General features: G+C 67.8%; 23 protein-coding genes and 1 pseudogene. 9 read left to right on the top strand and 15 right to left on the bottom strand.

Features of this window, described 5'->3' with window-relative positions; translation table 11 throughout:
- Window positions 1–31: 31 nt before the first annotated feature.
- The 3 genes from AC1DMQ_RS00120 to cobT are packed head-to-tail and all read right to left on the bottom strand — an operon-like array spanning window position 32 to window position 3530.
- Window positions 32–496: a hypothetical protein gene (locus AC1DMQ_RS00120; RefSeq protein WP_477031515.1), complete on the bottom strand. Its 465-nt coding sequence runs from the start codon at window positions 494–496 to the stop codon at window positions 32–34.
- Window positions 497–540: 44 nt separating this feature from the next.
- Window positions 541–1605 (bottom strand): esterase-like activity of phytase family protein, encoded by a 1065-nt coding sequence (locus tag AC1DMQ_RS00115; protein ID WP_477031514.1) that lies wholly within the window; start codon window positions 1603–1605, stop codon window positions 541–543.
- The gene (gene cobT, locus AC1DMQ_RS00110) at window positions 1602–3530 is read right to left on the bottom strand and encodes a cobaltochelatase subunit CobT (protein WP_477031513.1); all 1929 of its coding nucleotides are present in this window, start codon (window positions 3528–3530) and stop codon (window positions 1602–1604) included. Before cobT ends, AC1DMQ_RS00115 begins: the two co-directional genes overlap by 4 nt.
- A 134-nt stretch (window positions 3531–3664) precedes the next feature.
- Between cobT and AC1DMQ_RS00105 the strand changes: the two genes are divergently transcribed.
- The gene (locus tag AC1DMQ_RS00105; protein WP_477031512.1) at window positions 3665–3844 is read left to right on the top strand and encodes a DUF1328 family protein; all 180 of its coding nucleotides are present in this window, start codon (window positions 3665–3667) and stop codon (window positions 3842–3844) included.
- 181 nt (window positions 3845–4025) lie between these two features.
- Here the strand turns inward: AC1DMQ_RS00105 and AC1DMQ_RS00100 are convergent, their stop codons facing one another.
- On the bottom strand, window positions 4026–5192 hold the full coding sequence (locus AC1DMQ_RS00100) for a DUF3089 domain-containing protein (RefSeq protein ID WP_477031511.1): 1167 nt from the start codon (window positions 5190–5192) through the stop codon (window positions 4026–4028).
- Between the two features lie 270 nt (window positions 5193–5462).
- Window positions 5463–5777 carry a hypothetical protein gene (locus AC1DMQ_RS00095; protein WP_477031510.1) on the bottom strand — a complete coding sequence of 105 codons (315 nt, stop codon included), beginning with the start codon at window positions 5775–5777 and terminating at the stop codon, window positions 5463–5465.
- A 119-nt stretch (window positions 5778–5896) separates the two neighbouring features.
- Between AC1DMQ_RS00095 and AC1DMQ_RS00090 the strand changes: the two genes are divergently transcribed.
- Window positions 5897–6460 (top strand): hypothetical protein, encoded by a 564-nt coding sequence (locus tag AC1DMQ_RS00090; RefSeq protein ID WP_477031509.1) that lies wholly within the window; start codon window positions 5897–5899, stop codon window positions 6458–6460.
- A 181-nt stretch (window positions 6461–6641) separates the two neighbouring features.
- Here the strand turns inward: AC1DMQ_RS00090 and AC1DMQ_RS00085 are convergent, their stop codons facing one another.
- From AC1DMQ_RS00085 to groES, 3 genes are all read right to left on the bottom strand, one after another.
- Window positions 6642–6770: a hypothetical protein gene (locus AC1DMQ_RS00085; protein ID WP_477031508.1), complete on the bottom strand. Its 129-nt coding sequence runs from the start codon at window positions 6768–6770 to the stop codon at window positions 6642–6644.
- A 241-nt stretch (window positions 6771–7011) separates the two neighbouring features.
- Window positions 7012–8658, bottom strand: coding sequence for a chaperonin GroEL (groL, locus tag AC1DMQ_RS00080; RefSeq protein ID WP_477031507.1), 1647 nt, complete (start codon window positions 8656–8658; stop codon window positions 7012–7014).
- A 57-nt stretch (window positions 8659–8715) separates the two neighbouring features.
- Window positions 8716–9006 (bottom strand): co-chaperone GroES, encoded by a 291-nt coding sequence (groES, locus tag AC1DMQ_RS00075; RefSeq protein ID WP_028037871.1) that lies wholly within the window; start codon window positions 9004–9006, stop codon window positions 8716–8718.
- A gap of 220 nt (window positions 9007–9226) precedes the next feature.
- Between groES and AC1DMQ_RS00070 the strand changes: the two genes are divergently transcribed.
- From AC1DMQ_RS00070 to AC1DMQ_RS00055, 4 genes are all read left to right on the top strand, one after another.
- Complete coding sequence (locus AC1DMQ_RS00070) at window positions 9227–9610, top strand: protease inhibitor I42 family protein (protein ID WP_477031506.1); 384 nt, start codon at window positions 9227–9229, stop codon at window positions 9608–9610.
- The gene (locus AC1DMQ_RS00065) at window positions 9610–10020 is read left to right on the top strand and encodes a VOC family protein (RefSeq protein ID WP_477031505.1); all 411 of its coding nucleotides are present in this window, start codon (window positions 9610–9612) and stop codon (window positions 10018–10020) included. The genes AC1DMQ_RS00070 and AC1DMQ_RS00065 overlap by 1 nt, the downstream gene beginning before the upstream one ends.
- A 137-nt stretch (window positions 10021–10157) precedes the next feature.
- Window positions 10158–10619 carry a DUF4345 family protein gene (locus tag AC1DMQ_RS00060; RefSeq protein WP_477031930.1) on the top strand — a complete coding sequence of 154 codons (462 nt, stop codon included), beginning with the start codon at window positions 10158–10160 and terminating at the stop codon, window positions 10617–10619.
- A 50-nt stretch (window positions 10620–10669) separates the two neighbouring features.
- Complete coding sequence (locus tag AC1DMQ_RS00055) at window positions 10670–11362, top strand: peptidylprolyl isomerase (protein ID WP_477031504.1); 693 nt, start codon at window positions 10670–10672, stop codon at window positions 11360–11362.
- Between the two features lie 73 nt (window positions 11363–11435).
- On the opposite strand, the gene AC1DMQ_RS00050 is transcribed toward AC1DMQ_RS00055, so the two are convergent.
- The 4 genes from AC1DMQ_RS00050 to AC1DMQ_RS00035 form a co-directional block, all read right to left on the bottom strand.
- A complete protein-coding gene (locus AC1DMQ_RS00050) occupies window positions 11436–14336 on the bottom strand; it encodes a TonB-dependent receptor (RefSeq protein ID WP_477031503.1) in 2901 nt (966 codons plus the stop codon).
- Between the two features lie 67 nt (window positions 14337–14403).
- Window positions 14404–16113 (bottom strand): GH35 family beta-galactosidase, encoded by a 1710-nt coding sequence (locus AC1DMQ_RS00045; protein ID WP_477031502.1) that lies wholly within the window; start codon window positions 16111–16113, stop codon window positions 14404–14406.
- 460 nt (window positions 16114–16573) lie between these two features.
- The gene (locus AC1DMQ_RS00040; RefSeq protein ID WP_477031501.1) at window positions 16574–17836 is read right to left on the bottom strand and encodes a hypothetical protein; all 1263 of its coding nucleotides are present in this window, start codon (window positions 17834–17836) and stop codon (window positions 16574–16576) included.
- A 74-nt stretch (window positions 17837–17910) separates the two neighbouring features.
- Window positions 17911–19332 carry a hypothetical protein gene (locus tag AC1DMQ_RS00035; RefSeq protein ID WP_477031500.1) on the bottom strand — a complete coding sequence of 474 codons (1422 nt, stop codon included), beginning with the start codon at window positions 19330–19332 and terminating at the stop codon, window positions 17911–17913.
- Between the two features lie 149 nt (window positions 19333–19481).
- On the opposite strand from AC1DMQ_RS00035, the gene uvrB reads away from it, so the two are divergent.
- Together uvrB and AC1DMQ_RS00025 are read left to right on the top strand one after the other, a co-directional pair.
- On the top strand, window positions 19482–21764 hold the full coding sequence (uvrB, locus tag AC1DMQ_RS00030) for an excinuclease ABC subunit UvrB (protein ID WP_477031499.1): 2283 nt from the start codon (window positions 19482–19484) through the stop codon (window positions 21762–21764).
- 107 nt (window positions 21765–21871) lie between these two features.
- Window positions 21872–23362, top strand: a complete 1491-nt coding sequence (locus AC1DMQ_RS00025; RefSeq protein ID WP_477031498.1) for a hypothetical protein — start codon at window positions 21872–21874, stop codon at window positions 23360–23362.
- 19 nt (window positions 23363–23381) lie between these two features.
- On the opposite strand, the gene AC1DMQ_RS00020 is transcribed toward AC1DMQ_RS00025, so the two are convergent.
- Window positions 23382–23888: a putative periplasmic lipoprotein gene (locus AC1DMQ_RS00020; RefSeq protein WP_477031497.1), complete on the bottom strand. Its 507-nt coding sequence runs from the start codon at window positions 23886–23888 to the stop codon at window positions 23382–23384.
- A 463-nt stretch (window positions 23889–24351) separates the two neighbouring features.
- Window positions 24352–24693 carry an endonuclease domain-containing protein gene (locus AC1DMQ_RS00015; protein ID WP_477031496.1) on the bottom strand — a complete coding sequence of 114 codons (342 nt, stop codon included), beginning with the start codon at window positions 24691–24693 and terminating at the stop codon, window positions 24352–24354.
- A gap of 123 nt (window positions 24694–24816) precedes the next feature.
- Here AC1DMQ_RS00015 and AC1DMQ_RS00010 point away from each other — a divergent pair, with 123 nt between their 5' ends.
- Window positions 24817–25236, top strand: coding sequence for a GNAT family N-acetyltransferase (locus AC1DMQ_RS00010; protein WP_477031495.1), 420 nt, complete (start codon window positions 24817–24819; stop codon window positions 25234–25236).
- A 244-nt stretch (window positions 25237–25480) separates the two neighbouring features.
- Here the strand turns inward: AC1DMQ_RS00010 and AC1DMQ_RS00005 are convergent.
- Window positions 25481–25708 (bottom strand): annotated as a pseudogene (locus AC1DMQ_RS00005) (hypothetical protein); the annotation flags it as partial.

Raw genomic sequence — 25708 nt, 5'->3', positions numbered from 1 at the left:
TTTCGGCCAGGCGGCCGGACAGGACAGCGCCCTAGAAGCGCGCCTTGGCCGCCTGGACGAAGGCCTCCAGGTCGGGCGCGACTTCGAGCGCCTGGGCCGGGCCGAGGGCTCCGGCGCAGACCGCCGTGACGATGGCGCGCGTCTGATCCTCCTCCGCCGGGATGAACAGGGCCTTGTCGTAATCCGCATGATAGGCGCGCGTCGGGTCGGGCCACTGGAAATAGTCGGCGGCGACCGCGCGGATGCGAACGCCCCGGCAGTCGACCTGCAAACGGAACACGCTGACATTGGCCTTGCCGACATAGCGGCCGGAGCCGTCGGCGACATCGTCCTGGGTGGGCGAATAGGTGGCGATGCGGGCGCGGCGGATCGCGCTCTCCTTGCCCGGCTCCCCAGGGGCGACGCCCTGGACGACCCCAATCACGTGCTGGGGGTCGGTCGAGACGATCCGGACAGGCGCGCGAGGCGGCGCGCCGGCGCAGGCGGGCTGGCCCACGACCACCGCCAGGACAACGCCGGCGAGGATGGTCGGGGAAGGCCTCAGCGTCGCCGCGCTGGCTTGGCGGGCTTCGGCGGCGCGGGCGGCGGTGGCGGCGGCGCGGTCCAGTCGAAGGCCATCAGCAGGGTCCGTTCCTGCGGCGCGTCGTTGTCGTCCGACAGGATGTAGATCCGCGTCGCCCCCGAGGAGCTCTTGCTCAGCGCCACGCCCTCGAAATTGTCGCGGCTGACCGCGCCGTCCAGGGTCAGGGTGGCGGCCAGGAACTGCTTGGCAGCCGGGGCGCGGGGGTCGATGACGAAGCGCACCTGGCCGCGCCAGCCGCGGATCGGGTCGTAGGCGCGGAACAGGCTGGCGATCGACTGGCCCTCGAAGGCCGCAAAGCTGGTCAGGCCCCAGGTGAAGTCGGGCGGCGACTGCGGGGCCAGGCCCACGCAGGGCGCCGACAGCTTGCACAGCCACACCTCGCCCTCCTCGCCGCCCACGAGATAGGCGTCGGGGCCGGCGATCGGATAGGCGGTCAGGGCCTCCATGCCCTCGTTGTCGGGGAAGGTCGTGGCCGGCTTGTTGACCGCGCGCGGCAGGCCGTAGGTCCCATCCGGCTGGCGCGGATAGAGCCAGATGCGGTGCTCGCGCTCGAAGCTGACCAGGCGGTCGCCGTTGGCCAGGATCGCCAGCCCCTCGGCGTCGGACTGGGCCTTGCCCTGCAGCGGCTTGCCGTCCAGGCCCTTCAGCGGGGCTAGCTTGCCGTCCGTCAGCCCGACCAGGCGGCCGGTCTCGTCCAGCTTCAGCCGGGCCTCGAACAGGTCGCCGTCGTCGCTGATCGCCACCAGGGCGCCGTCGGGGCCGAACTTCAGGTCCGACAGGCCATGCAGGCGCTGGGTGTCCGGGCTGCTGATGGCGACGCCGCCGGCATAGACGAAGCGGCCGATGGAAACGGGCGGCGGGTTGGCCGAGCTGAGCGGCACGGGCGTGGTCGTCAGGCTGATCTCGGGCCCGACCTTGACCGGGGCGACGGGCAGGACGGCCGGCTGCGGCGGGGCCTTGGCGCACTGGCCCAGCGCCACCGACACCAGGCCCATCGCGAGGAAGCCGCGCAGTCCGATCACGCGGGAACCTTGCGGGCCGGTTTCGGCGCGGACGGCTGGACGGTCGGCGGGGCGGCCAGAAGCCCCCTCGCCCGCTTCACCGCCTTGGGCTCCTCGTCGAACAGCCCGGCCAGCTGGTCGACCAGCGCGCCGCCCAGTTGCTCGACGTCGACGATGGTCACCGCCCGGCGGTAGTAGCGCGTCACGTCGTGGCCGATGCCGACGGCGATCAGCTCGACGGGGCTCCGCGTCTCGATCTCGGCGATCACCTGCCGCAAGTGGCGCTCCAGATAGTGGCCCGAATTGACGCTGAGGGTGGAGTCGTCCACCGGCGCGCCGTCGGAGATCACCATCAGAATGCGGCGGGCTTCGGGCCGACCGATCAGGCGCTGGTGGGCCCACATCAGGGCCTCGCCGTCGATGTTTTCCTTCAGCAGCCCCTCGCGCATCATCAGGCCCAGGTTCTTGCGGGCCCTTCTCCACGGCGCATCCGCGCTTTTGTAGATGATGTGGCGCAGGTCGTTCAGGCGGCCGGGCGCGGGCGGCTTGCCGGCCTTGATCCACTCGTCGCGCGCCGTGCCGCCCTTCCAGGCGCGGGTGGTGAAGCCCAGCACCTCGACCTTGACCGCGCAGCGCTCCAGCGTGCGGGCCAGGATGTCGGCGCAGACCGCCGCCACCATGATCGGCCGGCCGCGCATCGAGCCGGAATTGTCGATCAGCAGGGTCACGACCGTGTCGCGGAACTCGACGTCCTCCTCCTGCTTGAACGACAGGGGGGCGGTGGGGTCGATGATCACCCGGGTCAGGCGGGCGACGTCCAGCATCCCCTCCTCCAGGTCGAAGGTCCAGGCGCGGTTCTGCTGGGCCAGCAGGCGGCGCTGCAGCTTGTTGGCCAGGCGCGAGACCACGCTGGAGAAGGCCGCCAGCTGCTGGTCCAGATAGGCCCGCAGGCGGGTCAGCTCGTCGGCGTCGCACAGGTCCTCGGCGGGCACCACCTCGTCGAAGGCCGTGGTGAACACCTTGTAGCTCGGCTCGTTGGCGCCGCCCGCGCCGGGGTCGGGACGGGCCGGCTTGGCGCCGTCGCCCATCTCCGGGGCTTCCTCGGTGTCCTCGGCCTCGCCGTCCTGCTCGGACTGGACCATCTCCTCGTCGCCGGCCTCGGACTCGCGGTCCGAGCTCTCGGCCTGTTCGGGCTGGGCGCCGTCGGACTGCTCGCCCTCGCCTTCGCCGGAATCGTCTTCCGAGGCCTCGGTGTTCTGGTCCTCGTCGCCCTCGTCCTCGTCGGACTGCTCGGTGGCGTCGGACATGTCCTCGCCCAGGTCGAGGTCGCGCAGGATCTCGCGGGTGACCTTGGCGAAGGCGGCCTGGTCGTCGATGGCGTCGGCCAGGCGGTCCAGGTCCTTGCCGGCCCGGTTCTCGATGTCGGCGCGCAGGATGTCGACCAGGGCCTTGGCGCCGTCCGGCGGCGCGTCGCCGGTCAGGCGCTCGCGGACCATCAGCGACAGGATCTCGGCCATGGGCGCGGACTGGCGGTCGGTGGCGACGGCGCGGGTCAGGCCCTGCTTTTCGAGACGGGCCTCCAGGGCGGCGGTCAGGTTGGCGCGCACGCCGCCCAGGTTGTTGGCGCCGATCGCCTCGATCCGGGCCTGCTCGATGGCCTCGAAGGCCGCCTGGCCGTCGGGCGAGCTGGGGCGGGCGCGGGCGTGCTTGGCGGCGTCGTGGTGGGCCAGGCGCAGGGCCATCTGGTCGGCCAGGCCGCGGATGCGGGCGGCCTCCTTGGCGTTCAGGTCGCGCGGCGGATGCGGCAGCACCGCCCGGTTGCCGATCAGGCTGGGACCCTCGCCCGAGAACACCACCTCCAGGTCGGGGGTCTCGGCGAGCGACCGCGCCGCGTGGGCCAGGGCGCGCTTGAACGGTTCGGTCGGGCTTTCGGGCTTGGAGGCCATGTCAGTGGGTTACCCAGCCAGGGCGGCGAACACAAGGCGCGGATGGGGGCGCCAAAGGGAACAGTGCGCCTCAAGGCCGCGTTTGCGTGATCCAAGCTCGCGACGGGCGGGCCGGTGCTTTTGAGGAAACGACCATGTTGAAGTGGGCCATCATCCTGGCGATCGTCGCCCTGATCGCCGGCGCTCTGGGCTTCACCGGCATCGCCGGCGCGGCGGCCGGGATCGCCAAGATCCTGTTCTTCCTGTTCCTGCTGGGCTTCATCATCTTCGCCGTCCTGGGCGTGACGGTGTTCAAGAGCGTGACCAGGGACTGACGAGGCGCAGGCCCAAGGGGCAAGTGACCGTGCACCGATCACTTGCCCCCTACGGGTCGCTTCGCGACCGTCTTCCCCCACAGGGGGAAGAGGAGGCCGTAGGCGAAACGCGCGTCCTCCGCCCCCTCGCCGCGACAGACGGCGAAGCCGTCAGGTGGGGGCAAGTGCGTGAGCCGCCGACCTACTTCCCCGCCGTATAGGCCTTCGACTGCTCCCCGACCACGGCCACCAGATCCCCCATCGTCAGGTTCACGTCCACCAGGTGCAGCCCCCAGTCCTTCAGCGGCTGGCCCAGCACCAGCAGGTCGCCGGGGATGTTGTCGGCGCGGGCGTCGGCCTTGTCCGGGTGGACGGTCACGGCCAGGTAGTCGAAGCCGTCCTTGCTGACGCATTCGGCCGAGACCAGGCCCGGCAGCTCCACATAAGGCGTCGAGACCGTCACGTCCTTGGCCCAGACCGTGGCCGGGCGCATGGCCGTGCCCATGATCGTGCGGTCGCTGAAGTAGCTGCGGACCGGCGCCGAGCCGCCGGCCAGGGCCGCCGGGTTGACGCAGGCGGCCTTCATGCCGGACTCGGGGACCTTGCCGAAGAACTTGCTGGTCGCCGGGGGCGGGACGTCGGCGCGGAACGAGACGTACGAGATCACGCAGCCGGTCTGGCCCGGCTTGCGGCACAGGGGCAGCGAGCCGTAGCTGTCCTTGGCCGGATCGACGGGCGTGTTCATGCCCAGGATCAGGGCCGAGACGAGTCGCTTCTGCACCGGCTTGCCGTCGATCTCCTCCTTGATCAGCCGCAGCAGGACGCGCGAGCCCTGCGAGTGGCCGACCAGCACCACGCCGCGGCCATGGTTGTCGCGGGCCAGGTAGTCCTTCCAGGCGGCCAGCACGTCGGCATAGGCCAGCTCGCCGTCGCCGGTCGAAGCCTGGCCCATCATCATCTTGCGCAGGGCCGCGATGGTCACCTGGCGGTAGCTGGGGGCGTACAGCTTGCAGACCGAACCGAAGCGGGCGAACTGCTGGTCGGCCACCGCCTTTTCCGGCAGGTCCGGCGTCATGTCGCTGTTGCCGCCCGGGTCGGACGACACCGTGGGATAGACGTAGAAGCAGTCGATCGGCGCGTTGGGGTCGGCCTTGAAGGCCTCGACGCTGGTCGCCCCATTCGCCTGGACCACGGTGGCGGTCTGGTCGGCGGCGCAGGCGTCCTGGCGGCCCGGCCGGCACAGCCAGTTCTCTTCCTTGGCGTAGTTGTTTGGCACCGGCGGCGGGGTGGCGGAATTGCGGGCGCAGGCCGTCGTGCTCAGGCCCAGCGTCGTGATCAGGCCAAGCGCGGCCCACAGCTTCCGTGACATCGACATCCCCTCCAACGTTTGTTTGGAGCGGAGGATGGCTTGGGCGGGCGTGGAAGGGAAGCCCAACCCCAGCTTTCAATAGAGCTTGTCATCCCGGACAAGCGCGCAGCGCGCCGATCCGGGACCGCCCCGAAGCGCGCGCTCAGGCGTCGGTCCCGGATCGGCGCGCTGCCCGGGATGACAGCCGTTTTTCGAACCCGAGCCTCAGATCCCGGGCACGATCGCCTTCAGCCGCGCCTCGCCGACACGCACAAGTGCATGTCCCCAGGCCTACGCCGGCAGCCAGCGCCTCGGGAACTTGTCGCCCAGGGCCCGCGCCTCGCCGGACTTCAGGCCCAGTTCGCGCATCTTGAAGGCCACGACCTCGCGCAACGCCTCGACCGGTTCGCGGCCGCCCGACGGGCTGGAGGCGACGGGGCCGGTCTGCATGGCCAGGTCGACGGCGGCCCATTCGGCCTGGGCGCGGTCGGGCTTGCCGACGGCGAAGTAGTGGCGGACCGGCAGGCGTTCGCCCGCGATCTCGACCATCACGCCGACGACCCAGCCTTGAACGATCAGATCGGCGTCGGGGCGCTGGCGGAACATGCGACCGGTGTAGCGATTTCGCGCGCCGGCTCAAGCTCCGCCACAATCGCCTAAGCGCCGCCGTAAATCTGTCCGTCGGCTCCGCACAACCTTCGGACGAAAGCGGGCGGAGCCGGTCGATGATCGCGCGAGGGCGGTGGAGAACGCGGCCGGCGGCCGGCGGGGTCGGCATGGCGGTCAACGCCGGCCTGCTGGCCTTGCTGACCCTGGTCCCCGAAGCGCCGCCGATGGTCGATCCGCCCGCCGTCCTGGTCACCCTGGACCCGCGCGAAACCAGGGTCGACCGGCGGCGGACCCCGATCGCGCGCCGGGCGGGCGCGCCGACCTCGACGGCCTCGCCGCGCCTCCCGCCGCCGCCGGACGTCGAGCCCCTCGCCACGGCTCCAGCCGCGACCGGGTCCGACCTGTCCAGGACGGTGGAGCCCCGCTGGCGGGTGGGCGGCGGCGAGTATCTGGATCCCGCCACGGCCCGTCGCGCGCGTCGCGCCTGGGAGGCGGCCGAGGACCGCCGCTACAAGCGCGCCTGCCTGGGCCAGTCGGACGAGCACATGACCGAGGAGGAGAAGTTCGCCTGCTGGGACGCCTGGGGCGGCGCCGCCCCGCTCAGCGGATCAGGCGGATCGCGACCTGGGCGGCGATACCCAGGAGCAGCCACAGAGCCACATCCACAAGGACCACGTTGATCCCCGCCACATGCGGCTCCGGCGACCGGCGAGAGAGCCCGTCACGCATAGCGTTTCTCCCAGCGGACACGTCGTGCGCATGTCCCGCCGGCAAGGTACGCCTGCAATCTTGATTGGCATATAGGGCTATACTCTCGCAAAAAGAGCAGTATCGACCCTAGTCCCGCTTCGGGCCCGGTCCCTAGCCCAGGACCTGGAACGCCGCCTGGCTGACGAGGCCGAGGACCAGCCACAGGCCGAGCCCAAGCACGATAAAGACCGGACGCGGCGACCGCCGGTCGCGGAACTCGTGGATGTCGTGACGCGCCATGCCCAGCCCTCCAGGAAACGCAGCGTGCGTTCGCGGAGTCTGGAACGGGCTTGGCCGTATTTTCGCTGCATGAGTTAACGTGGCTGTGATCGGTTATCCACAACCTGGGCAGGCAGCGGCGCCATTTGCGTCAAAAACGATCAGAACGGCGGCGGACTTGCCACCAGAGCCCCAAAGAAAAAGGGCGGGACCTTTCGGTCCCGCCCTTCTCTTTCGTTCAGCCTGAGCTGACCTGGACGTCTTAGAAGTCCATGTCGCCCATGCCGCCCATGCCGCCGCCGGGAGGGCCGCCAGCGCCGCCGCCCTTCTTGGGGGCTTCGACGATCGCGGCTTCCGTGGTGATCAGCAGGCCGGCCACCGAGGCGGCGTCCTGCAGAGCGGTGCGGACAACCTTGGCCGGGTCGATGACGCCGTCGACGATCAGGTCGACATACTGCTCGGTCTGGGCGTTGAAGCCGAAGGTCGGGCTGTCGTTCTCCAGGATCTTGCCGACCACGATCGAGCCTTCGACGCCGGCGTTCTCGGCGATCTGGCGGATCGGAGCCTGCAGGGCGCGACGGACGATCGCGATGCCGGCGGTCTGGTCGTCATTGTCGCCGACCAGGGTCGCCAGGGCCTTGGAGGCCTTCAGCAGAGCCACGCCGCCGCCCGGAACGATGCCTTCTTCCACGGCCGCGCGGGTCGCGTTCAGGGCGTCGTCGACGCGGTCCTTCTTTTCCTTCACTTCGACTTCGGTCGAGCCGCCGACGCGGATGACCGCGACGCCGCCGGCCAGCTTGGCCAGACGCTCTTGCAGCTTTTCCTTGTCGTAGTCCGAGGTGGTGTCCTCGATCTGCTTCTTGATCTGCGAGATGCGGGCTTCGATGGCCGACTTCTCACCGACGCCGTCCACGATGGTGGTGTCGTCCTTGGTGATGGTGACCTTCTTGGCCTTGCCCAGCATGTCGAGCGAGACGTTCTCGAGCTTGATGCCCAGGTCTTCGCTGACGACTTGAGCGCCGGTCAGGATGGCCAGGTCTTCCAGCATGGCCTTGCGGCGATCGCCGAAGCCCGGAGCCTTGACGGCGGCGACGCGGAGACCGCCGCGCAGCTTGTTGACCACCAGGGTGGCCAGGGCTTCGCCCTCGACGTCCTCGGCGATGATCACCAGCGGACGGCCCGACTGGACGACGGCTTCCAGCACCGGCAGCAGCGGCTGCAGCGACGACAGCTTCTTTTCGAACAGCAGGATGAGCGGCTCTTCGAGCTGAACTTCCATCTTGTCGGCGTTGGTGATGAAGTACGGCGACAGGTAGCCGCGGTCGAACTGCATGCCTTCGACGACGTCGAGTTCGGTCTCGGCGGTCTTGGCTTCCTCGACGGTGATGACGCCTTCGTTGCCGACCTTGTCCATGGCCTTGGCGATCATCTCGCCGACGTCCTTGTCACCGTTGGCCGAGATGGTGCCGACCTGGGCGATCTCGTTGTTGGTGGTGACCTTCTTCGACGACGCCTTGATGGAGTCGACGACGACGTGGACGGCCTTGTCGATGCCGCGCTTCAGGTCCATCGGGTTCATGCCGGCGGCGACCGACTTGAGGCCTTCTTGCACGATGGCTTGGGCCAGGACGGTGGCGGTGGTGGTGCCGTCGCCGGCCTTGTCGTTGGTCTTCGAGGCGACTTCGCGGATCATCTGCGCGCCGAGGTTTTCGAACTTGTCAGCCAGTTCGATTTCCTTGGCGACCGAGACGCCGTCCTTGGTCGAGCGCGGAGCGCCGAAGGACTTTTCGATCACGACGTTGCGGCCCTTGGGGCCCAGGGTCACCTTCACCGCGTTGGCGAGGATGTTGACGCCGCGCAGCATCTTGTCGCGCGCGTCCGAGGAGAAATAAACGTCTTTAGCGGCCATTTGAGAGCCCTTCTAAAAGAGAAACTTGGGTTCGAAAGCGGTCGAGCAGTCGGGCCTTTAGGCCTCGACGATGCCCAGGACGTCGCTTTCCTTCATGATCAGCAGATCCTGGCCGTCCACCTTCACTTCGGTGCCGGACCACTTGCCGAACAGGATGCGGTCGCCGGCCTTCACGTCCAGGGCGACGATGTCGCCCTTGTCGTTGCGGGCGCCGGGGCCGACGGCGACGACTTCGCCTTCCTGCGGCTTTTCCTTGGCGGTGTCGGGGATGATGATCCCGCCCTTGGTCTTGGTTTCTTCTTCGACACGCTTCACGAGGACGCGGTCGCCGAGGGGGCGAAATTTCATGGGTCGATCTCCGTCGGGACGGTTTTAAAGATATGGTCCGTCGGCAAGCGGGGAGCGTCGCTGTTAGCAGTCGCTCCCATCGAGTGCCAACGCCGGGCTGGAGTTAGGACCGGCGGTGTGGGGAGTCAAGGACGACGGCTCCCGATTTGCTGTGGGCGAAATCGGTCCCGGGCCGCACGATGATCCGGCGACGGACAGAGATGGGGACGAAGGCGGCGACATGAAGACGATCTCGATCCTGGCGACCCTGCTTCTTCTCGGCGCCTGCGCCACGCCCGCGCCCACGCCGCTGCGCACGGTGACCGACGTCGACGCCGACGCCGGGGTGGTCGAGCTTGTGACCGGCCAGGACCTGGAGATCGCCCTGCCGCTGAACGCCGGCACGGGCTATGCGTGGCGGCTGGACCACGAGGCCCCGCCCCTGCTGGCCGGCGGCTCCAGCTTCGAGACCGAGGCCAAGGCGCCGGGCGCCCCGGTCCGCGCGGTCTATCGCTACACGGCCGCCGGGCGCGGCCGCGCCGACCTCTCCTTCACGCTCAAGCGGCCGTGGGAGGCCGACCAGCCCGGCGACCGAAGGGTCGTCTTCCATATAAGGGTGCGCTGATGATCGATCATATCGGACTGCGGGTCACGGACCTGGCCCGGTCGAAGGCCTTCTACGACGCGGCCTTCGCGCCGCTGGGCATCGACGTGGTGATGAGCATCGGCCCCGAGATCACCGGCGGTTCCGAAGTGCTGGGCTACGGCCCCAGCGCCGACGGCCGCGACATCCAGGCGGGCAAGCCCAGCTTCTGGATCAGCCAGGAAGAGGCCCTGACCGGGCCGATGCACATCGCCTTCGTCGCCAAGACCCGCGCGGCGGTCGACGCCTTCCACGCCGCGGCCCTGGCGGCCGGCGGCAAGGACAACGGCCCGCCCGGAGTTCGGCCGCATTATCACCCCAACTACTATGGAGCTTTCGTGTTCGACCCGGACGGCCGCAATGTGGAAGCCGTTTGCCATGCGCCCGCCTAGAGCGTGACAGCCGAAAGTGGATGCCGGTTTCGGCGCCTGTCACGCTCTAAATGTTTGAACTAGAGCCTGTTCATCCGTTTCTGATTCCATCAGAAACGGACAGGCTCTAGAGGGTTGGAGACCAGACCAGCGTGACCATTTCGAGCTATGGCCTTTCCCTCATCCTGGCGATGATCGCCTGCGTGATCGGCGGGGTGTTGGGCGGCCTGACCCTGGTGCGGCCAGGTTCGGTGCTGGGGCTGACCGCCCTGGAAGGCGCCGACGACGAGGCCTCCGCCGCTCCCCTGACCGGGGGAAAGACCGAGGGTCGGGCCCTGGGCGGCCTGCTGATCCTGTCGCACGCCACGGCGGCCCTGTTCCTCGGCTACCAGTCGAACGTGGGCGCGGCCATGGCCTTCGCCCTGGCCATGGCCTGGATGGGCGCCGCCCTGGGCCGCGCCGTCTCGGCCCTGGTCGATCGGGCCGCCATGGACAAGGCCCGGGGCCGCTTCAACCTCAGCAGCCTGGCCTTCGAGGTGATGATCGCCGTCACCCTGTCGCTGCCGTTCTTCAACGCCGGCCGGCTGGTGGTGCTGCGCGGGCATGGGATGCTGGTGTAGAGGCTTTTCATCCTCTCCCAGAGGGAGAGGGTTCCATCTATGGTCCGCCCATGACCCAACGCCCCATCGCTCGCCGCGACATCCTGATCGGCKCCGGCCTGCTGGCCGCCCTCCCCGCCGCCGCGCTCGCCCAGGTCGCGCCCGCCGCGCCGCCGGCCGCTCCGACCGCCCCGGCCAAGCCCCCCGTCTATGTCGCCATCGACACCCCGCAGGGCCGGATCGTCATCGAGCTGGCCGTGGCCCAGGCCCCGCTGACCACCGCCAACTTCCTGCGCTATGTCGACCGCAAGCTCTATGACAAGGCGACGTTCTTCCGGGCCTCGCGCGCGCCGGGAGCCGTGGACTACGGTCTGATCCAGGGCGGACTGCAGGGCATCGGCGCCCTGCCGCCGGTGGCCCACGAGCCCACCAGCCAGACGGGCCTCAAGCACACCGACGGCGCGGTCTCGATCGCCCGCACCGCGCCGGGCACGGCCACCTCGGACTTCTTCATCTGCATCGGCGACGCGCCCTATCTGGACGCCAATCCCGCCGGCACGGGCGACAACCTCGGCTTCGCCGCCTTCGGCCGTGTGGTCCAGGGCATGGACGTGGCCAAGAAGATCCTGGCCCTGCCCACGCCCGGCAAGGCGATCAATCCAGTGATGAAGGGCCAGATCCTGGACCCGCCCGTGCCGATCACCTCGGCCCGTCGCATCCCCGCCCCCGCCGGCCCCGACGTCACGGCCCCTCCCAAGCTCTAGAGCCCAAAAAGAAAGGGCGGCGCCGTCGCCGGCGCCGCCCTAGTGAAGCCTCCGGGGAGGAGGATCTCGAAGGTTAGAAGCTGGCCCGCAGGCCCAGCAGCACCTGGCGGCCGGGGTAGTAGACGCTGTACGGCGCGTTGTCGTAGCCGAACGTGGTCCGCAGGGGCTCGTTGGTGATGTTCAGCGCGTCCAGCGTCAGGCGGAAGGCCTTGTCGGCGAACGGCAGGACGTAGCCGGCCGAGACGTCCAGCTGACCGCGCGCCTCGGCCTTGAGCGGCACGTTGATGTTGTTCTGCGGCGCGTTGGCGGCGATCGACTCGTCGTTCCACACGTAGTTCACGCTGAGCGACGCGCCGTGGCCTTCGTAGAAGCCCTGCAGGTTGAAGCTGTAGGGCGCGACGCCGGGGGCGACGAGGCCCGTCGACGAGCTCTGCTCCAGCTTGGTGGCGTTGGCCGAGAAGCCCATGCCCCGGACCAGGAAGTCCAGCGGCTGGACCCAGGTCACCTCGACGCCCTGGATAAGCAGCTTGTTGAGGTTGATCGGCCGGTTCAGCGTCACCGTGGCCACGTTCGGCCCGCCGCGCAGGTCCAGCGCCTGCTGCTGCGAGGTGTTCAGGTCGCCGTAATTGACGCCCAGCGAGGTGAACGGCACCGTGGTCTGGGTGGTGACCGTGAAGCCGTCGACGTCCTTGCGGAAGAACGACACGCCCACATAGCCGATGCCGCCGGTGTAGTACTCGCCGCCGATGTCGATGTTGTTGGAGGTGTAGGGCTTCAGCTCCGGATTGCCGGCGCTGGCGACCTGGGCGGAGATGTCCGAGAAGGTCGTGCCCGGCAGCAGCAGGCCGGCGTCGGCCCGGGTCATGCTGCGCGAGACCGCCAGGCGCAGCTTGATGTTCTCGGCCGCGTCCATGACGAAGTTGGCCGACGGCAGGATGTCGTCGTACTTGGCCGACAGGGTCTGGTCGGCCAGGCCCGAGGCCACCTGGATCGGGCTGGTGACGGTCTGGTCGGTGTGGAAGTAGCGCAGGCCGACGTTCATGGTCACGTCGCGGTCCAGCAGCGAACCCTTGGCGTTGGCCTCGGCGTAGGTCGCCCAGGTCTTCTCCTGGATGTCGCCGACCGAACCGCCGGTGACGGCGCTGCGGGTTTCCGGCGCGGTGTCGCGGAAGAAGGCGTAGTTGGTCGCCTGCTTCAGGGCGTCCAGGTCGGTCATGATGAAGCTGGTGTAGCCGACGCCGCCCTTGGCCAGGTGGCCGAAGTCGCTGATGTTGACGCGCTTCAGGTACTGGGCGACCTGGCTGTTGAGCACCGAGCCGGTCGTGCCGTCGCAGGTGGCGCCGCAGACGGCGGTCTGGAAGGCGGTCGAGTTGTCGTAGGCGCGGATCTCGCGGCTGGCGTCGTCATAGGCCAGGCCGAACTTGACGTTCACGTCGCTGTCGCCGTAGCGCGCGTCGACGTGGGCGCCCTTGGTGGTGGTCTCGCGGGCCACGTTCTGGACGTTCACCCGGTACCACTTCCAGCCCAGGTTCGGATCGCCCAGGTCGCGGTTGGGGGTGATGATCGGCTGGCCGCTGTCGCTGGCCTGGTACTGCACCTCCAGGCCGGATTCCCGCGGGGTCTGGAAGTCGAACTGCGGTTGCTCGCGGAAGAAGGTCGAGTGGCCGTAATTGACCTGGGCGTCGACCGTCAGCTTGTCGTTCGGCTGCCAGCGCAGGCTGGGGTTGACGTTGTAGAACTTGGTCGTCTGGTCGAAGATGTCGTTCTCGAGGAAGAAGCTCGAATTGGCGAACGTGCCCGAGGTCACGACGTTGTTGCCGTCCACCTTGAGGTCGAACGGCACCATGCCGCCGGTCGAGGTCGGCGACGTGCCCGGACCTGAGTTGCGGACGTACCAGTTCATGTTCAGGCGCTGATAGTCGCGCTTGGACTCGGCGTAGAGGCCGTCCAGGGCGAAGTGCAGCTCGTCGGTCGGGCGGTATTCCAGCGACAGCAGGGCCGAGACGCGCGAGCGGGTGCCTTCGGTGTAGCTGTTGCGGCCCAGGCGCGGGATGAGCGCCTTGCTAAGCTGGTCCTGGGTCAGGCCCGAGGTCGCGGTCAGGTCCAGCGGCGCGCCCGGCGTCAGGCCGTGGCCGGTGTTGCCCGGGACGACCGAGGCGTAGGAGAAGCCGTTGCCGCCGGGATCGACGCAGTTGGTCCCCACGCAGGGGAAGTTGCCGTCGCTGTAGCCGATGGTCTCATAGCCGTCGACGCGGGTCTTGGTCTTGACGCCCGAGACCCCGAACAGCACGCCGAACTTGTCCCAGGTCTTGCTGGCGACGATCGCGCCGCGCGGGCTGAGGTCCTTGTTGCTGTCGGTGTACTGGCCCTGGGCGATCACCGTCAGGTGCTGGCCTTCCTTGTCGAACGGCCGGGCGTTGTGGAGGTTGACCGTGCCGGCGATGCCGCCTTCCAGCGTCGCGGCCATCGGGCTCTTGGCGATGTCGATGCGGGTGAACAGTTCCGACGGGAAGAAGTCGAGGTCGACTTCGCGGTTGGCGCTGCCGCCGTTGGTGCCGCCGTCCGAGGCCACCGCGATCTGCGTGCCGTTCAGCAGGACCTTGGAGAAGCTGGGGCCCAGGCCGCGGATCGAGACCTGCACGCCTTCGCCGTTGATGTCGCGGTTGACGTTGACGCCGGGCACGCGGTTCAGGGTCTCGGCCAGGTTGGTGGCCGGCAGCTTGCCGATGTCCTCGGCGAAGATCGAGTCGCCGAAGGCCACCGAGTCGCGCTTGGCCGCGGTGCTGGCCTGAAGGCTGCGGCGGATGCCGGTGACGATGATCTCGTCGACGGCGGTGTTTTCATCGGCTGGGGCGGTCGCTTCGGCCGGGGCCGGCGCGGGGGCGGCGGCGGTCTGGGCGTGGGCCGAGCCGGCGGCGAGACCGGCCAGGGCGGTGGCGGCGAGAAGCGCCTTGCGGGGGTTGAATCGAGTCACGGTATCCCTCCTGGCCTCGCCTGGGGGGAGCGGCGGGCCATTGTTGTGGTTCGGTGGTTGGGGTGGATCAGCGGTAGCGGTAGAGCTTCACCCGCTGGATCTGGAACTGGTCGGGCGGTAGTCGGACGTGGCGGCCCTGGTGGGTCTGGTCGCCGTTCAGGGCGCGGCCTGGGACCCAGCGGCCCTGGGCGTCGAACACGCCCTCGACGGCGCTGTCGATGCCGGCGATCGGCGCGCCGTCTCCAGCGCCGGCGAAGGTGATCACCAGGCCGCGGCCGGCCATCAGGTACTCTTCCGGGCCGATCTGGATGATCATCCCGCCGTGGCTGGCGGTCTTCTGGTCGGCCCTGGGCGTCCAGGGGTCGACGAAGCCGACGGTGAAGCGATAGTCGCCGATCGTCTGGCCGACCGGCTGGTCCAGCACCGTGCCGTCCTCCAGCACGCGCGGCTTGAAGCCCGACATCCTGTTCAGGCCCTGAGCCGCCAGGATCGCCGGGGTCAGTTGCTTGAGCACGCCATAGGCCTGGGTCACGGCCTCCTGCTCCTTGGCCTCGGCGTTCTCGACCTGGAAGGGTGAGAAGCCGAACGCGTCCAGCTTGCCGATCGCGTAGAAGGCGTTGGCCGGCGTCTCGGGCGCGCCGACATTGTTGGCTTCGGGGATGAACAGCGAATTGTCCGGGCGTTTGTAGCGGCCGGCCAAGTCGTTGAAGTTCGGGAAGTAGATGTCCGGCGAGATCAGGTCGAGGCTGGGCGCGCCGGTCTTCCAGACGTCGATCAGGTGCGGCAGCGGCCCGCCGCTGGGATATTCGCCCGGCGCCTTGCCCGCGCGGTTCAGGGCGACATTGACGTACATCGGCAGCGGATAGGCGGCCTTGCCGGCCCGGGTCACCGCGTCGGCGTAGCGGGCGTAGAACCAGGCGGTGAACACCTCCTGGCCGGCGTCGGCGTCGCCGAACACCTGGGACCAGGCGCCGGACGTCTTGGAGCCGTGAGCCGCCCACAGGGCGCGCAGCTCGGGTTCGATGGCGGTTCCGCCGCCCACTTGATTGCTGGAGGAGAGGCGCTGGAGCAGTTCGGCCGGCACGGGCGCGGCCCAGGCGGCGTTGGCTTCCGGGCCCCACTCGCGGGCCACGGGCAGCATGCCGATCTCGTTTTCGACCTGGACCATCAGCACCGTGCCCTTGGCGTCGACCGCCTTCAGGTGGGCCAGCAGGGCGGCGTAGGCCTTGGCGTCGGCGTCGCGGGTGTTGGTCGAGAAGGCCGACAGGATCTCCTGGCTGACGCCGTTGGCGGCCTTGGCCCGCGGGAAGCGGACGTCGTCGCGCTTCACCCACGAGGGCACATAGGTCGACATGCTGTTCTTCCAGGCCCCGAACCACAGCAGCACCAGGTGCATGTCCTGGGCGCGGGCGTCCTTGATCAGGCCGTCGACGCTGGAGAAGTCAAAAGACCCCTCCTTCGGCTCGATCAGCTCCCACGAGGCGGGCGCGAGCACGGTGTTGAGGTTCATCGCCTTCAGCTTGGGCCAGTACCTGGCCATGTAGGCCTGGCTGGAGGCGCTGGAATTGCCCAGCTCGCCGCCCAGCACCAGCATGGGCTTGCCGTCGACCACCAGGCGCTGGGCCGAACCCTGGGTCCCGAGGCGGGGCATGTCGGCGAAGGCGGTTTGGGTCAGCAGCAGCGACAGGGTCACGGCCAGGCCGCCGGCGACACTGGCCCCGGCGACGCGGTTCGGGCGCGGCCGGCGAACTCGATGCTGGAGGGCTTCCTGGTCCATTCGCGTCCCTGCCTCGGCTCGGCGTGCTGTCGCGCCGTGACCGATGATACCGCTAACACATCTTACAAGTGGTCTGACCTGTCAATCTCGATAATCGCTATTTGTCAGGCCAATATCTTGACCATTGCGACGACCGCCGGGCCGGCGAAAAAGTCAGTTTCGCACGCCCCTCCGACGGAGGCGACGCGTTCGACGGCTCGCCCCAGCGGCGCGCCGCGAACTTCGCAAAGCGTTATAATACGCGGTTACGTCAATATCCTCGTGGCATACGGCATCGTACGGCCTCCGACGCGGCCGCGTCTCCGATCACCCGTCATCGCGAAGGCTTCGCGCCGCGTCGCCTTAGGCCCGGGTGATTTCAGGTCGTTTCAGAAGCGTATTTGTCTGACCACATTTCGGCCTTGTTCGATCGAACGACCGTCAGCGAGCCAGAGAGCGGGAGGAGGTCAGACCTTTGCCGTCACACCGTCACCGTCTTGAGGGGGACAAGACCGGTCTCGGTTTCCAGCCGCAGGCGATAGACGCCGGGCCGCAGGAACAGGACGGCCGACGCGGCTTCCGGCGCCAGCACCAGCTGGTCGGCCGGGATGGCCTGGTCGGCGTCGACCGCATGGATGGCCTGGAGAAGGACCGTCGCCTGGCGGGGCCCCGGCGCGGCGACCTCCACCCGCCGGCGCGCGGGATTGGCCGCCAGCCAGCCGGGGCGGCCGTCGACGTCGGCCAGGGGCGGATGGAACACCGCCAGATCGGCCCCGGCCGGCGCCGCCCCGACCCAGCCGTCCGCCCCTCGCACCACGATCGAGTCGGCGGGCCTGAAACGCTCCAGCACCGCCGTCGTCGTCGCCGGGTCGGTTCCGTGAGGCCCGAACGACCCGGTATAGGCCTGGGAGACGCAGAGCGGGTCGATCCCCGACTTTTCGCGCAGCCGGGCGGCGAACCACAGCAGGCCTCGATGATCGGGGGTCTTTCGCAGGTGGGCGTAGCCGCAATGGACCAGGATCCGCGATCCCGGGTTCGAGGCCAGCACGTCGGCGATGAAGTTGTCGGCCTCGGCCGTCTCGCGGCGCGGCATGGCGTCCAGTCGCGCCTCGCCGCTCACGCGCTGATCCACCCGCTGCTCGTACGACGCCAGTCGGTAGCCCAGGCCGGCCGCCTCGCGGACCGCCTCGGCATAGACCGGATCGTGCAGGTAGAAGCCCAGGCTCGGATTCAGGGCCGCGCCGGCCTTGTAGGTCCGCACGTCCGGCGCGCCGCGCTCCCGGCTGTTGACGAAGTCCTCGGCGGCCAGGACGTCGAAGCCCAGCGGCCGCAGGGCGCGCAGCACCCGCGCCAGGAACGAGCGGTGGCGCGAGGCGACATGGGCCTCGTTGAGCATGACCACGCGGCGGTCGCGCGCCGCCTCGACGATGGCCGCCAGGGCGTCCTGGGCGGTCGCGTCGGCCGGCAGGGGCCCGTCGCCCGCCGGCCCCAGACCGGCGGAGGCCAGGGCCGTGGCCTCGTCGCCGATGAAGGACGCCATCTGCTGCAGGCCCGGATCCTTGGGCGCGGCCTGGATGGCCTGCCAGACCGGCAGGTAGCGGCCGTATAGGAACAGGCGGGTCTGGGGGCTCATCTCCAGGACGCCTCGTGACGCCTGTGGTGTCGCCTGCCCTCCGGCCAGGCCCGGGAGGCCGCTGGCCGCCGCCATCAGGCCCGTCGCCACGCCCCTGCGCGTCATGTCCATCGAACCGTCTCCCCCGACTGGAGCGACAGGTTCACCTTAAGATTGCAAGTCTGCAAGCGCCCCGCGCCCGCCTCCTACCGGACCGGGCAGGCGACCCACTGATAGGCCTGGGCCATCACCCCGCCGTCGCGGCGGACCAGCAGCAGGCCGCTGGCCTCGGGACCGTCGTCGGTGACGTTGGCGCAGCCGTTGGAGCGGATGTTGGCCGAATAGCCGTGCTTGCGATCCGCCTTGTAGGTCCCGTCGGGATTGGCCCAGACGTCGGCGAACGAGTAGCGGATCGGGCCGCCGCTGCTCACCCGCGCGCCGGGACCGTAGGGACGCTCCAGCACCAGGGCCTCCGCCTTGGGGATCTTGCGGGCCCGCATCCAGCCGATCACGTCGCTGAAGCAGGCGTTGCCCAGCAGCTGCTCGCCCCGCTCGGCGCAGCCGGGGCGGTTGCCCTGGACCACCGGCAGGGTCGCGCCATAGGCCTCGTAGACCGCCACCGGCGCGGGCGCGCCGGGCGCCCCGCAGCCGGCCAGGGCCCGCTCGTGGACCTTGTCGCCAGGCTCGACCTCGAAGTCGACCGGGCTGGTCAGGCCGCAGCCGGCCGGGGCGGCCAGGCTGGACTTGTCGAACCAGCGCTTGTCGGCCTTGAAGCCGGCCTTGGCCTTGCGCTTGAGCACATACTGCTCGGTTTCCTTGGCGCTCAGCACCATGCCCGGCGCCGCCGGCCGCTTGGCGCCGATCACGTCCAGTTCCTTGAGGGCGGGCTGGGACGCCAGCACGGCGATCCCGGCCGCGAAGCACACGCCGTCGCGCAGGACCGCGTCGGGCGCGCAGTCCGGACGCGGGGCGGCTAGCTGCCGGGCCGCGCCCAGCACCTCGACCACGCCGGTGGCCGGCCAGCGCTCGCCCGGCTCGCTCGGCCCGATCGGCGACAGGCGCGGACCGCCGTAGCCGATCGGCGGAACCGGCCCGCCGCACGACACGGTCTGCAGCTCCCGCGCCGCCAGTTGGCCGTCGCGCATGTCCAGCCGGTAGTCGACGCCGCGGCCGGTCGAGAAGCAGGCGCGCGGGACCCGCACCGACGAGGTCGGCAGGGTCACCGGCCGGAAGCTCGCCCCGCCGCCGGCCAGGGACACCTCGTACAGGCGATAGGCCTGGCCGATCGGGCCGGAGATCACCGCCCCCGCCCCGCCCCCGGCGCCCGGCGCGGTCAGCACCAGCCCGCTCGTCGCGCCCCGCGCCTTCATCCCGGCCGCCACGCGGTCCAGGCAGGCGCCGTCCGGCAGCAGCAGGGGCTTGGCGCACTTCGGATTGGGCGTCGCCACCGGCAGGACCCCGCCCAGCACCTCGCGCAGCTCGCCATAGACCGGATCGCGGATCAGCCGCATGTCCGAGGACTGGGCCTGGGCCGCGCCCGCCGTCCCCATGGTCGTCATCGCCGCCGCCAGGCCGATCAGCCCCAGGCCGCGAACCAGCCGGCTCGTTCCGCGCTTCATGTAGGTCATAGCCACCCCGTGCCCCACCCCTGGGGTTGTCCCGACAAGATCGCAACCTTGACCATGAAAGGCAATGCCGCCACCTGCCGCCATTCTGCTGACAGCCCCTGTCAGCAGCCCCTCTGGCGTTCCAGCCCTGGCGGACCTACGTTCTCACCATGGCCCGTACTCCCGTGACAGAACTCGGCGGCGTTTCCGACGCCGCCACGCCCTTCATCTATGACGCCGCCTTGGAAGCCGAGGTCGACGCGGCCTCCGGCATGCCCATGCTGTGGCAGCCGCACCGCCCCGCGCGCCCGGACAAGTCCGAAGGCGGCAAGCGGTTCAAGCTGGTCAGCGACTACGAGCCGGCCGGCGACCAGCCGACCGCCATCGCCGAACTGGTGGCCGGCCTGGAGGGCAAGGAGAACGACCAGGTGCTGCTGGGCGTCACCGGCTCGGGCAAGACCTTCACCATGGCCAAGGTCATCGAGGCCACCCAGCGCCCCGCCCTGATCCTGGCCCCGAACAAGACCCTGGCCGCCCAGCTCTACAGCGAGATGAAGAGCTTCTTCCCGGACAACGCGGTCGAGTATTTCGTCAGCTACTACGACTACTACCAGCCCGAGGCCTACGTGCCCCGGACCGACACCTATATCGAGAAGGACTCGTCCATCAACGAGCAGATCGACCGCATGCGCCACTCGGCGACGCGGGCGATACTGGAGCGCGACGACGTGATCGTGGTGGCCAGCGTCAGCTGCATCTACGGCATCGGCTCGGTCGAGACCTACACGGCCATGACCTTCACGCTGGAGGTCGGCCAGACCATCAACGAAAAGCAGATGATGGCCGACCTGGTCGCCCAGCAGTACAAGCGCAACGACGCCGCCTTCGAGCGCGGCACGTTCCGCCGCCGCGGCGACACCATCGAGATCTTCCCCGCCCACTACGAGGACCGCGCCTGGCGCGTCAGCCTGTTCGGCGACGAGGTCGAGGCGATCAGCGAGTTCGACCCGCTGACCGGCAAGAAGACCGGCGACCTGGAGATGATCAAGGTCTACGCCAACAGCCACCACGTCACCCCGCGCCCCACCCTGCGCCAGGCGATCATCAGCATCCGCGCCGAGCTCAAGGAGCGCCTGGCCTGGATGGAGGCCAACGGCAAGCTGCTGGAGGCCCAGCGCCTTGAGCAGCGGACCAATTTCGACCTCGAGATGATCGAGACCACCGGCTCCTGCGCCGGCATCGAGAACTACAGCCGCTACCTGTCGGGCCGCCGGCCGGGCGAGCCGCCGCCGACCTTCTTCGAATACATCCCCGACAACGCCCTGCTGTTCACCGACGAGAGCCACCAGACGGTTCCGCAGATCGGCGCCATGTACAAGGGCGACCGCAACCGCAAATGGACCCTGGCCGAGTACGGCTTCCGCCTGCCGTCGGCCCTCGACAACCGCCCGCTCAAGTTCGAGGAGTGGGACGCCATGCGGCCGCAGTCGGTGCACGTCAGCGCCACTCCGGCCAAGTGGGAGCTGGAGCGGGCCGGCGGCGTCTTCGCCGAGCAGGTGATCCGTCCCACCGGCCTGATCGACCCGCCGGTCGAGGTCCGCCCGGTCTCCAAGGACGGCGCCAGCCAGGTCGACGACGTAGTCGACGAGATCCGCCAGACCAAGGCCGCCGGCTACCGCACCCTGGTCACCGTCCTGACCAAGAAGATGGCCGAGGACCTGACCGAGTACCTCAACGAGCAGGGCATCGCCGTGCGCTACATGCACAGCGACGTCGACACCATGGAGCGGATCGAGATCATCCGCGACCTGCGCCTGGGCATGTTCGACGTGCTGGTCGGCATCAACCTGCTGCGCGAGGGCCTGGACATCCCCGAATGCGGCCTGGTCGCCATCCTCGACGCCGACAAGGAAGGCTTCCTGCGCTCGGAGACCTCCCTGATCCAGACCATCGGCCGCGCCGCGCGCAACGTCGACGGCAAGGTCATCCTCTATGCCGACCGGGTGACCGGCAGCATGGAGCGGGCCATGGAGGAGACGTCCCGCCGCCGCGAGAAGCAGCACGCCTACAATCTCGAGCACGGCATCACGCCCGAGAGCGTCAAGCGCGACATCAAGGACATCCTCAACAGCCCCTACGAGCGCGGCGACCGCGTGCTGGTGCCGATCGGCGGGATCGGCGAGGGCAAGGACGCCAAGCCGTTCAGCGGCGACAACTTCAAGGCCGCGCTCAAGGACATGGAGACCCGCATGCGCGAGGCCGCCGCCAACCTGGAGTTCGAGACCGCCGCCCGCCTGCGCGACGAGATCAAGCGCATGAAGCTGATGGACCTGGAGTTCGCCAACGAAGCCCTGACGGCCCCGGGCGAGGCGGTGGACAAGGCGATGCCCAAGCGGGTCCGCGCGGAGCTAAGGGCGGAGCAGGCGGAGGCGTTTCGGAAGGCGCGGTTGTAGGGGGGCTTCCCCAATCCAACTCAACTTGCGGCGAACATAGGACTAGATCAACGAGTTAGGCAAACGGCGACAACGGTGCAAACATACCTCCAAATGGAGGATAACCATTGTCTAGACTTATGTACGCCTGTCGATTCGATCTCCCGCTGGACAAGGGGCTCGAATGGCCACGTTCGGCCTATCAGGATTGGCTGGCTAGGCGATATGGCCTTCCGTACGACCAACTAGAAGAAAACCTCCCTAAACGTCACTCCATCTCGGTCTCAAAGTATGAGGTGAATAGCGATATAGTTGAAATAATCACGTGGGCATTCCCACATGATGATGACGATGAACTCTTGTGGCGAAACAGTATCAGGCTCTGCAAGACAGATAGCCTCGTCTCTTTAGAGCACACGATATGGATAGATTCTTTAGATTTTCGCGTCGCCCCGGTACGACTCGCCATTGGATCACCAAAGGTTATTCGCAGACTGTGCGCGGAATCCAGCGTTCGAGTTGGTGATATTGATGTTAAAGCAACACCATATCGCATCAATTCGGGCGATATCGATGCACTAATCGATCTTCTCGAGAGCCCTCGCCGCCGCATCCCGATTGTATTCTTATCACCTAGCTCTACCGGAATACCCAATAGATTAGACGCTAACCTTCTAGCACAAAACCTTGCTGGTATAGCGATTATCGTTCAGCCGACTACAGCTGACGTAACTTGGGAATTAAGCGAACGAGCCGGTCGGCTTCGATCATGCTTCGCCGGCGCCGCTAGGATCTATTGGCCTGGATTTAGCATTCACTCAGATCCAAGAGCACATCCGCTTTTCTTAGGCGGAGCCATTGATAGAGAAGGTGAAAAATCAATCGCTCAACAGATTGAACGATCAATATTCACGGTTGCATGTTTTAGATTTGCCCCCGATCACCGCATTGATACCGTCATGCGAGAGGCGGAGAGGAAAATTCGACAAGAAATTATCGTTGAGAAAAAGGAAAATGAAGGACTCGATTGGGAATCATACGCCTTCGAAATCGACGGGAAACTTACGGAATCCAATAAGTTAGTTTCTGAATTGCAATCTGAGATCAGCAATTTACGCGACAACCAGGCAGTTCTTCTGGCCTACCAACCGGAAGCTTCAGCAGAAATCCCCGTATCGGAAAGAGAAATTAACAGCATGGAAGATGCTGTTGCATTTGCTTCCGAGGACTTAAATCACCTCACCATACTGGATAGCGCCCGAAAATCCGCAGAAAGGAGCCCGTTCGGAAGACCTGGAGATATATACGATGCATTAGGAGACATCGACTCCGTAGCTCAACAGTTTTTCAAAAATGGAGGAGACATTAAAGGACTTTTGACAGAAAGGGGGTGGGGGAAACGTTGCAGCATGCATATATCCGCGACCACGAAAAGTAGATTTGGGAATTCTTACACCTTCAATTACGGCGGTAGTGATAAATTATTTGAACCCCACATAACGCTTGGCGCAGGCAACGCTGCATCATGCGCGTCCATCCACTTCTTTATTGACAATAATATCAAGAAATTTGTTATTGGTCATGTTGGAGAGCATCTACCAAACACCAAAACGAATTGACAGCACGCATCAATTCTTACTACTCCGCAACTTTCTTCGCCGCCGCGAAGCCCATGTCGATCGTCACCGCCAGCGTGTTCTTCAGGTAGGCCCGCGTGACGCCGCCATAGGTGAAGCCCATGCGCCAGACGCGATATTCGTCACCGACGGCGGCGTCGGCCGGGAACAGGACGTTGCGCGAGGCGGCGAGGGTCTGGGCGGCCTGCGGACTGGCGGTCTTCAGCGGGACGCGGACCTCGTACTCGGTGCAGGCGCGGTCGGGTCCGTCGCCCTTGCACTGCATGCCCTCCCAGGTGACAGGCAAACCCTTCGGGACCTCGGCGGTGATCAGCCAGCCGTTCTCGGCGGTCTGTTCTTCGGCCTTGATCCGGGCGCCGGCCTCGACCAGGAGCGTCTTGGCGTCGGCCTGACGCAGGGCGGTCCACACTACAGGGGCCGGGTCGTTGACCATCGTCGTGGACTCCGGCCTCGGCGCGCAGCCCGTCAACGCAAGGGTCAGCAGCACCCCGCTTCCGATCCGAACCATCCAGCCCCCTCAAAGGGGCGGGCGTCTCGCGCCCTGCCCCGCCTTACATCTCTCGGAGGCAAGCGTGCCGGTCTGGACAGGTCAGTCAAGGACTGGCCTGCGGCCAGCCGCGACGCGGCGGCGCGGAGCGCCGTCCTTGAGTGACCTGTCCAGACCGGCGACCGTCTCGCCGTGAGATGAAAGGCTGGCTCCCCTTCGCGAGGAAGGGAGAGCGTCCACCTTCTGAGAGACCCCTCATCCGACCTCCTTCGGAGGCCACCTTCTCCCGCAAGGGGAGAAGGATTCGCGTCTTCCTTCCCCTCTCCCCTTGCGGGAGAGGGTGGCGGTCCGGAGGACCGTCGGGTGAGGGGTCGATGGCGAGGTCGGCCGCGTACGGCGGAGCGGCTGGGTGGGGCGGTTGAGGTTTGAGAGACCCCTCATCCGTCAGCTTCGCTGACACCTTCTCCCGCAAGGGGAGAAGGGTTTAGCGACCGCAGGCGGTCAGGATGTCGGCCAGGACGGCGTCGGGGGCGTCCTGGATCCGCTTGTTGGTGAACCGCAGCACGCGGAAGTCCTGGCCGCGCAGCCAGGCGTCGCGGATCTCGTCGTGAAGGCTGTCTTCGTGATGAGGTCCGTCCGCCTCGACGATCAGGCGATGACGCGGGCACAGGAAGTCGGCGACGTAGCGGCCGAGCGGGACCTGGCGGCGGAACTTCAGGCCTTCCAGGCGGCGGTCGCGGAGTAGGGCCCAGAGCAGGCGTTCCGTGACGGGCGGCTCTTGGCGGAGCCGACGCGCAAAGGCGAGTTGTTGGGCGCGATCGACCATGACGAGAACATTACGGGAACGTTTTGGATTGGCAAGAGGGGGCGGCCGGCTTTTGAGAGACCCCTCATCCGGCGGCTTCGCCGCCACCTTCTCCCGCAAGGGGAGAAGGATTAGATCGATGCCATGATCACCCTCGCCCAGACCGACGCCGAGATCCTGGCCACCTTCGAGGTGATGGCCCAGCTCCGCCCCCAGCTCACCCGCGAGACCTACCTCGCCCGCGTCCGCCAGCTGATGGCCAGCGACGGGTTCCGGCTGGCCTATGTGAGCGAGGACGGCGTGGCGCGGGCCGTGGCGGGGTATCGGGTGGCGGACATGCTGTATTGCGGCCGGTTCCTCAGCGTCGACGACCTGGTGGCCGACGACCGGGTCCGGTCACGGGGCCACGGCAAGGCGCTGCTGGACTGGCTGAAGGAAGAGGCCCGGCGCGAGGGCTGCGGCCACCTGGAGCTGATCTCCAACGTGGTCCGCGAGGCCGCCCACCGGTTCTATTTCCGCGAGGGCCTGGCCGTGGACGCGTTCCATTTCTGGGTGAAGCTGTAGGGGCCCGCGACCGGGGACATGCTCTCACGGCGATGCGCGGGCGGGCTTTCGCGGAGCGTTCGCCGTGAGTGCGTGTCCCCAACTGATCCGCTGAGTTTGCGGTCCGGCCCCATGACATCATGGATGTCGTTGGGGACACGCACTCACCCCACGCTTAGAGGGCGATTTTCATAGGCCTTGCCGTGAGTGCGTGTCCCTGGCGGGGCGTTTGCGCTCTGCGCTCAACGAACAAACCCGGGCGATTTCAACGCCCTGAACTTTCTCGACCCGATTTGGTCCTCACCCTCCAAACCGCCCGTATCCTGATCTCACCTCGCCGCACCGGAAAGGGCGCAAGGCCAGCGACCAATGCGGCGGCGGGGGGCGATCGAGCGGGGACAGGCGCGAGGGGGTTACTCGCGCGGTCCGGGGACTTCCATCGTTGGGGAGCCCGCCCGCCGTCGGCGTCGAACGGGGACAAAGCGCGTGTATT

It is taken from the genome of Caulobacter sp. 05L422, from assembly GCF_056397765.1.
The sequence above is the reverse complement of the archived record's forward strand: the minus strand, read 5'-3'. Positions and strand labels throughout refer to the sequence as shown.

Excerpts from the sequence above, each read along its gene's own strand:
- AC1DMQ_RS00035 (WP_477031500.1), bottom strand. The coding sequence starts at position 19,332 with ATGACCTACATGAAGCGCGGAACGAGCCGGCTGGTTCGCGGCCTGGGG.
- AC1DMQ_RS00010 (WP_477031495.1), top strand. The coding sequence starts at position 24,817 with ATGATCACCCTCGCCCAGACCGACGCCGAGATCCTGGCCACCTTCGAG.
- AC1DMQ_RS00020 (WP_477031497.1), bottom strand. The coding sequence starts at position 23,888 with ATGGTTCGGATCGGAAGCGGGGTGCTGCTGACCCTTGCGTTGACGGGC.
- AC1DMQ_RS00095 (WP_477031510.1), bottom strand. The coding sequence starts at position 5,777 with ATGTTCCGCCAGCGCCCCGACGCCGATCTGATCGTTCAAGGCTGGGTC.
- AC1DMQ_RS00065 (WP_477031505.1), top strand. The coding sequence starts at position 9,610 with ATGATCGATCATATCGGACTGCGGGTCACGGACCTGGCCCGGTCGAAG.
- groL (WP_477031507.1), bottom strand. The coding sequence starts at position 8,658 with ATGGCCGCTAAAGACGTTTATTTCTCCTCGGACGCGCGCGACAAGATG.
- groES (WP_028037871.1), bottom strand. The coding sequence starts at position 9,006 with ATGAAATTTCGCCCCCTCGGCGACCGCGTCCTCGTGAAGCGTGTCGAA.
- cobT (WP_477031513.1), bottom strand. The coding sequence starts at position 3,530 with ATGGCCTCCAAGCCCGAAAGCCCGACCGAACCGTTCAAGCGCGCCCTG.
- AC1DMQ_RS00105 (WP_477031512.1), top strand. The coding sequence starts at position 3,665 with ATGTTGAAGTGGGCCATCATCCTGGCGATCGTCGCCCTGATCGCCGGC.
- AC1DMQ_RS00015 (WP_477031496.1), bottom strand. The coding sequence starts at position 24,693 with ATGGTCGATCGCGCCCAACAACTCGCCTTTGCGCGTCGGCTCCGCCAA.
- AC1DMQ_RS00070 (WP_477031506.1), top strand. The coding sequence starts at position 9,227 with ATGAAGACGATCTCGATCCTGGCGACCCTGCTTCTTCTCGGCGCCTGC.
- AC1DMQ_RS00090 (WP_477031509.1), top strand. The coding sequence starts at position 5,897 with ATGATCGCGCGAGGGCGGTGGAGAACGCGGCCGGCGGCCGGCGGGGTC.
- AC1DMQ_RS00085 (WP_477031508.1), bottom strand. The coding sequence starts at position 6,770 with ATGGCGCGTCACGACATCCACGAGTTCCGCGACCGGCGGTCGCCGCGT.
- AC1DMQ_RS00040 (WP_477031501.1), bottom strand. The coding sequence starts at position 17,836 with ATGGACATGACGCGCAGGGGCGTGGCGACGGGCCTGATGGCGGCGGCC.
- AC1DMQ_RS00100 (WP_477031511.1), bottom strand. The coding sequence starts at position 5,192 with ATGTCACGGAAGCTGTGGGCCGCGCTTGGCCTGATCACGACGCTGGGC.
- AC1DMQ_RS00045 (WP_477031502.1), bottom strand. The coding sequence starts at position 16,113 with ATGGACCAGGAAGCCCTCCAGCATCGAGTTCGCCGGCCGCGCCCGAAC.
- uvrB (WP_477031499.1), top strand. The coding sequence starts at position 19,482 with ATGGCCCGTACTCCCGTGACAGAACTCGGCGGCGTTTCCGACGCCGCC.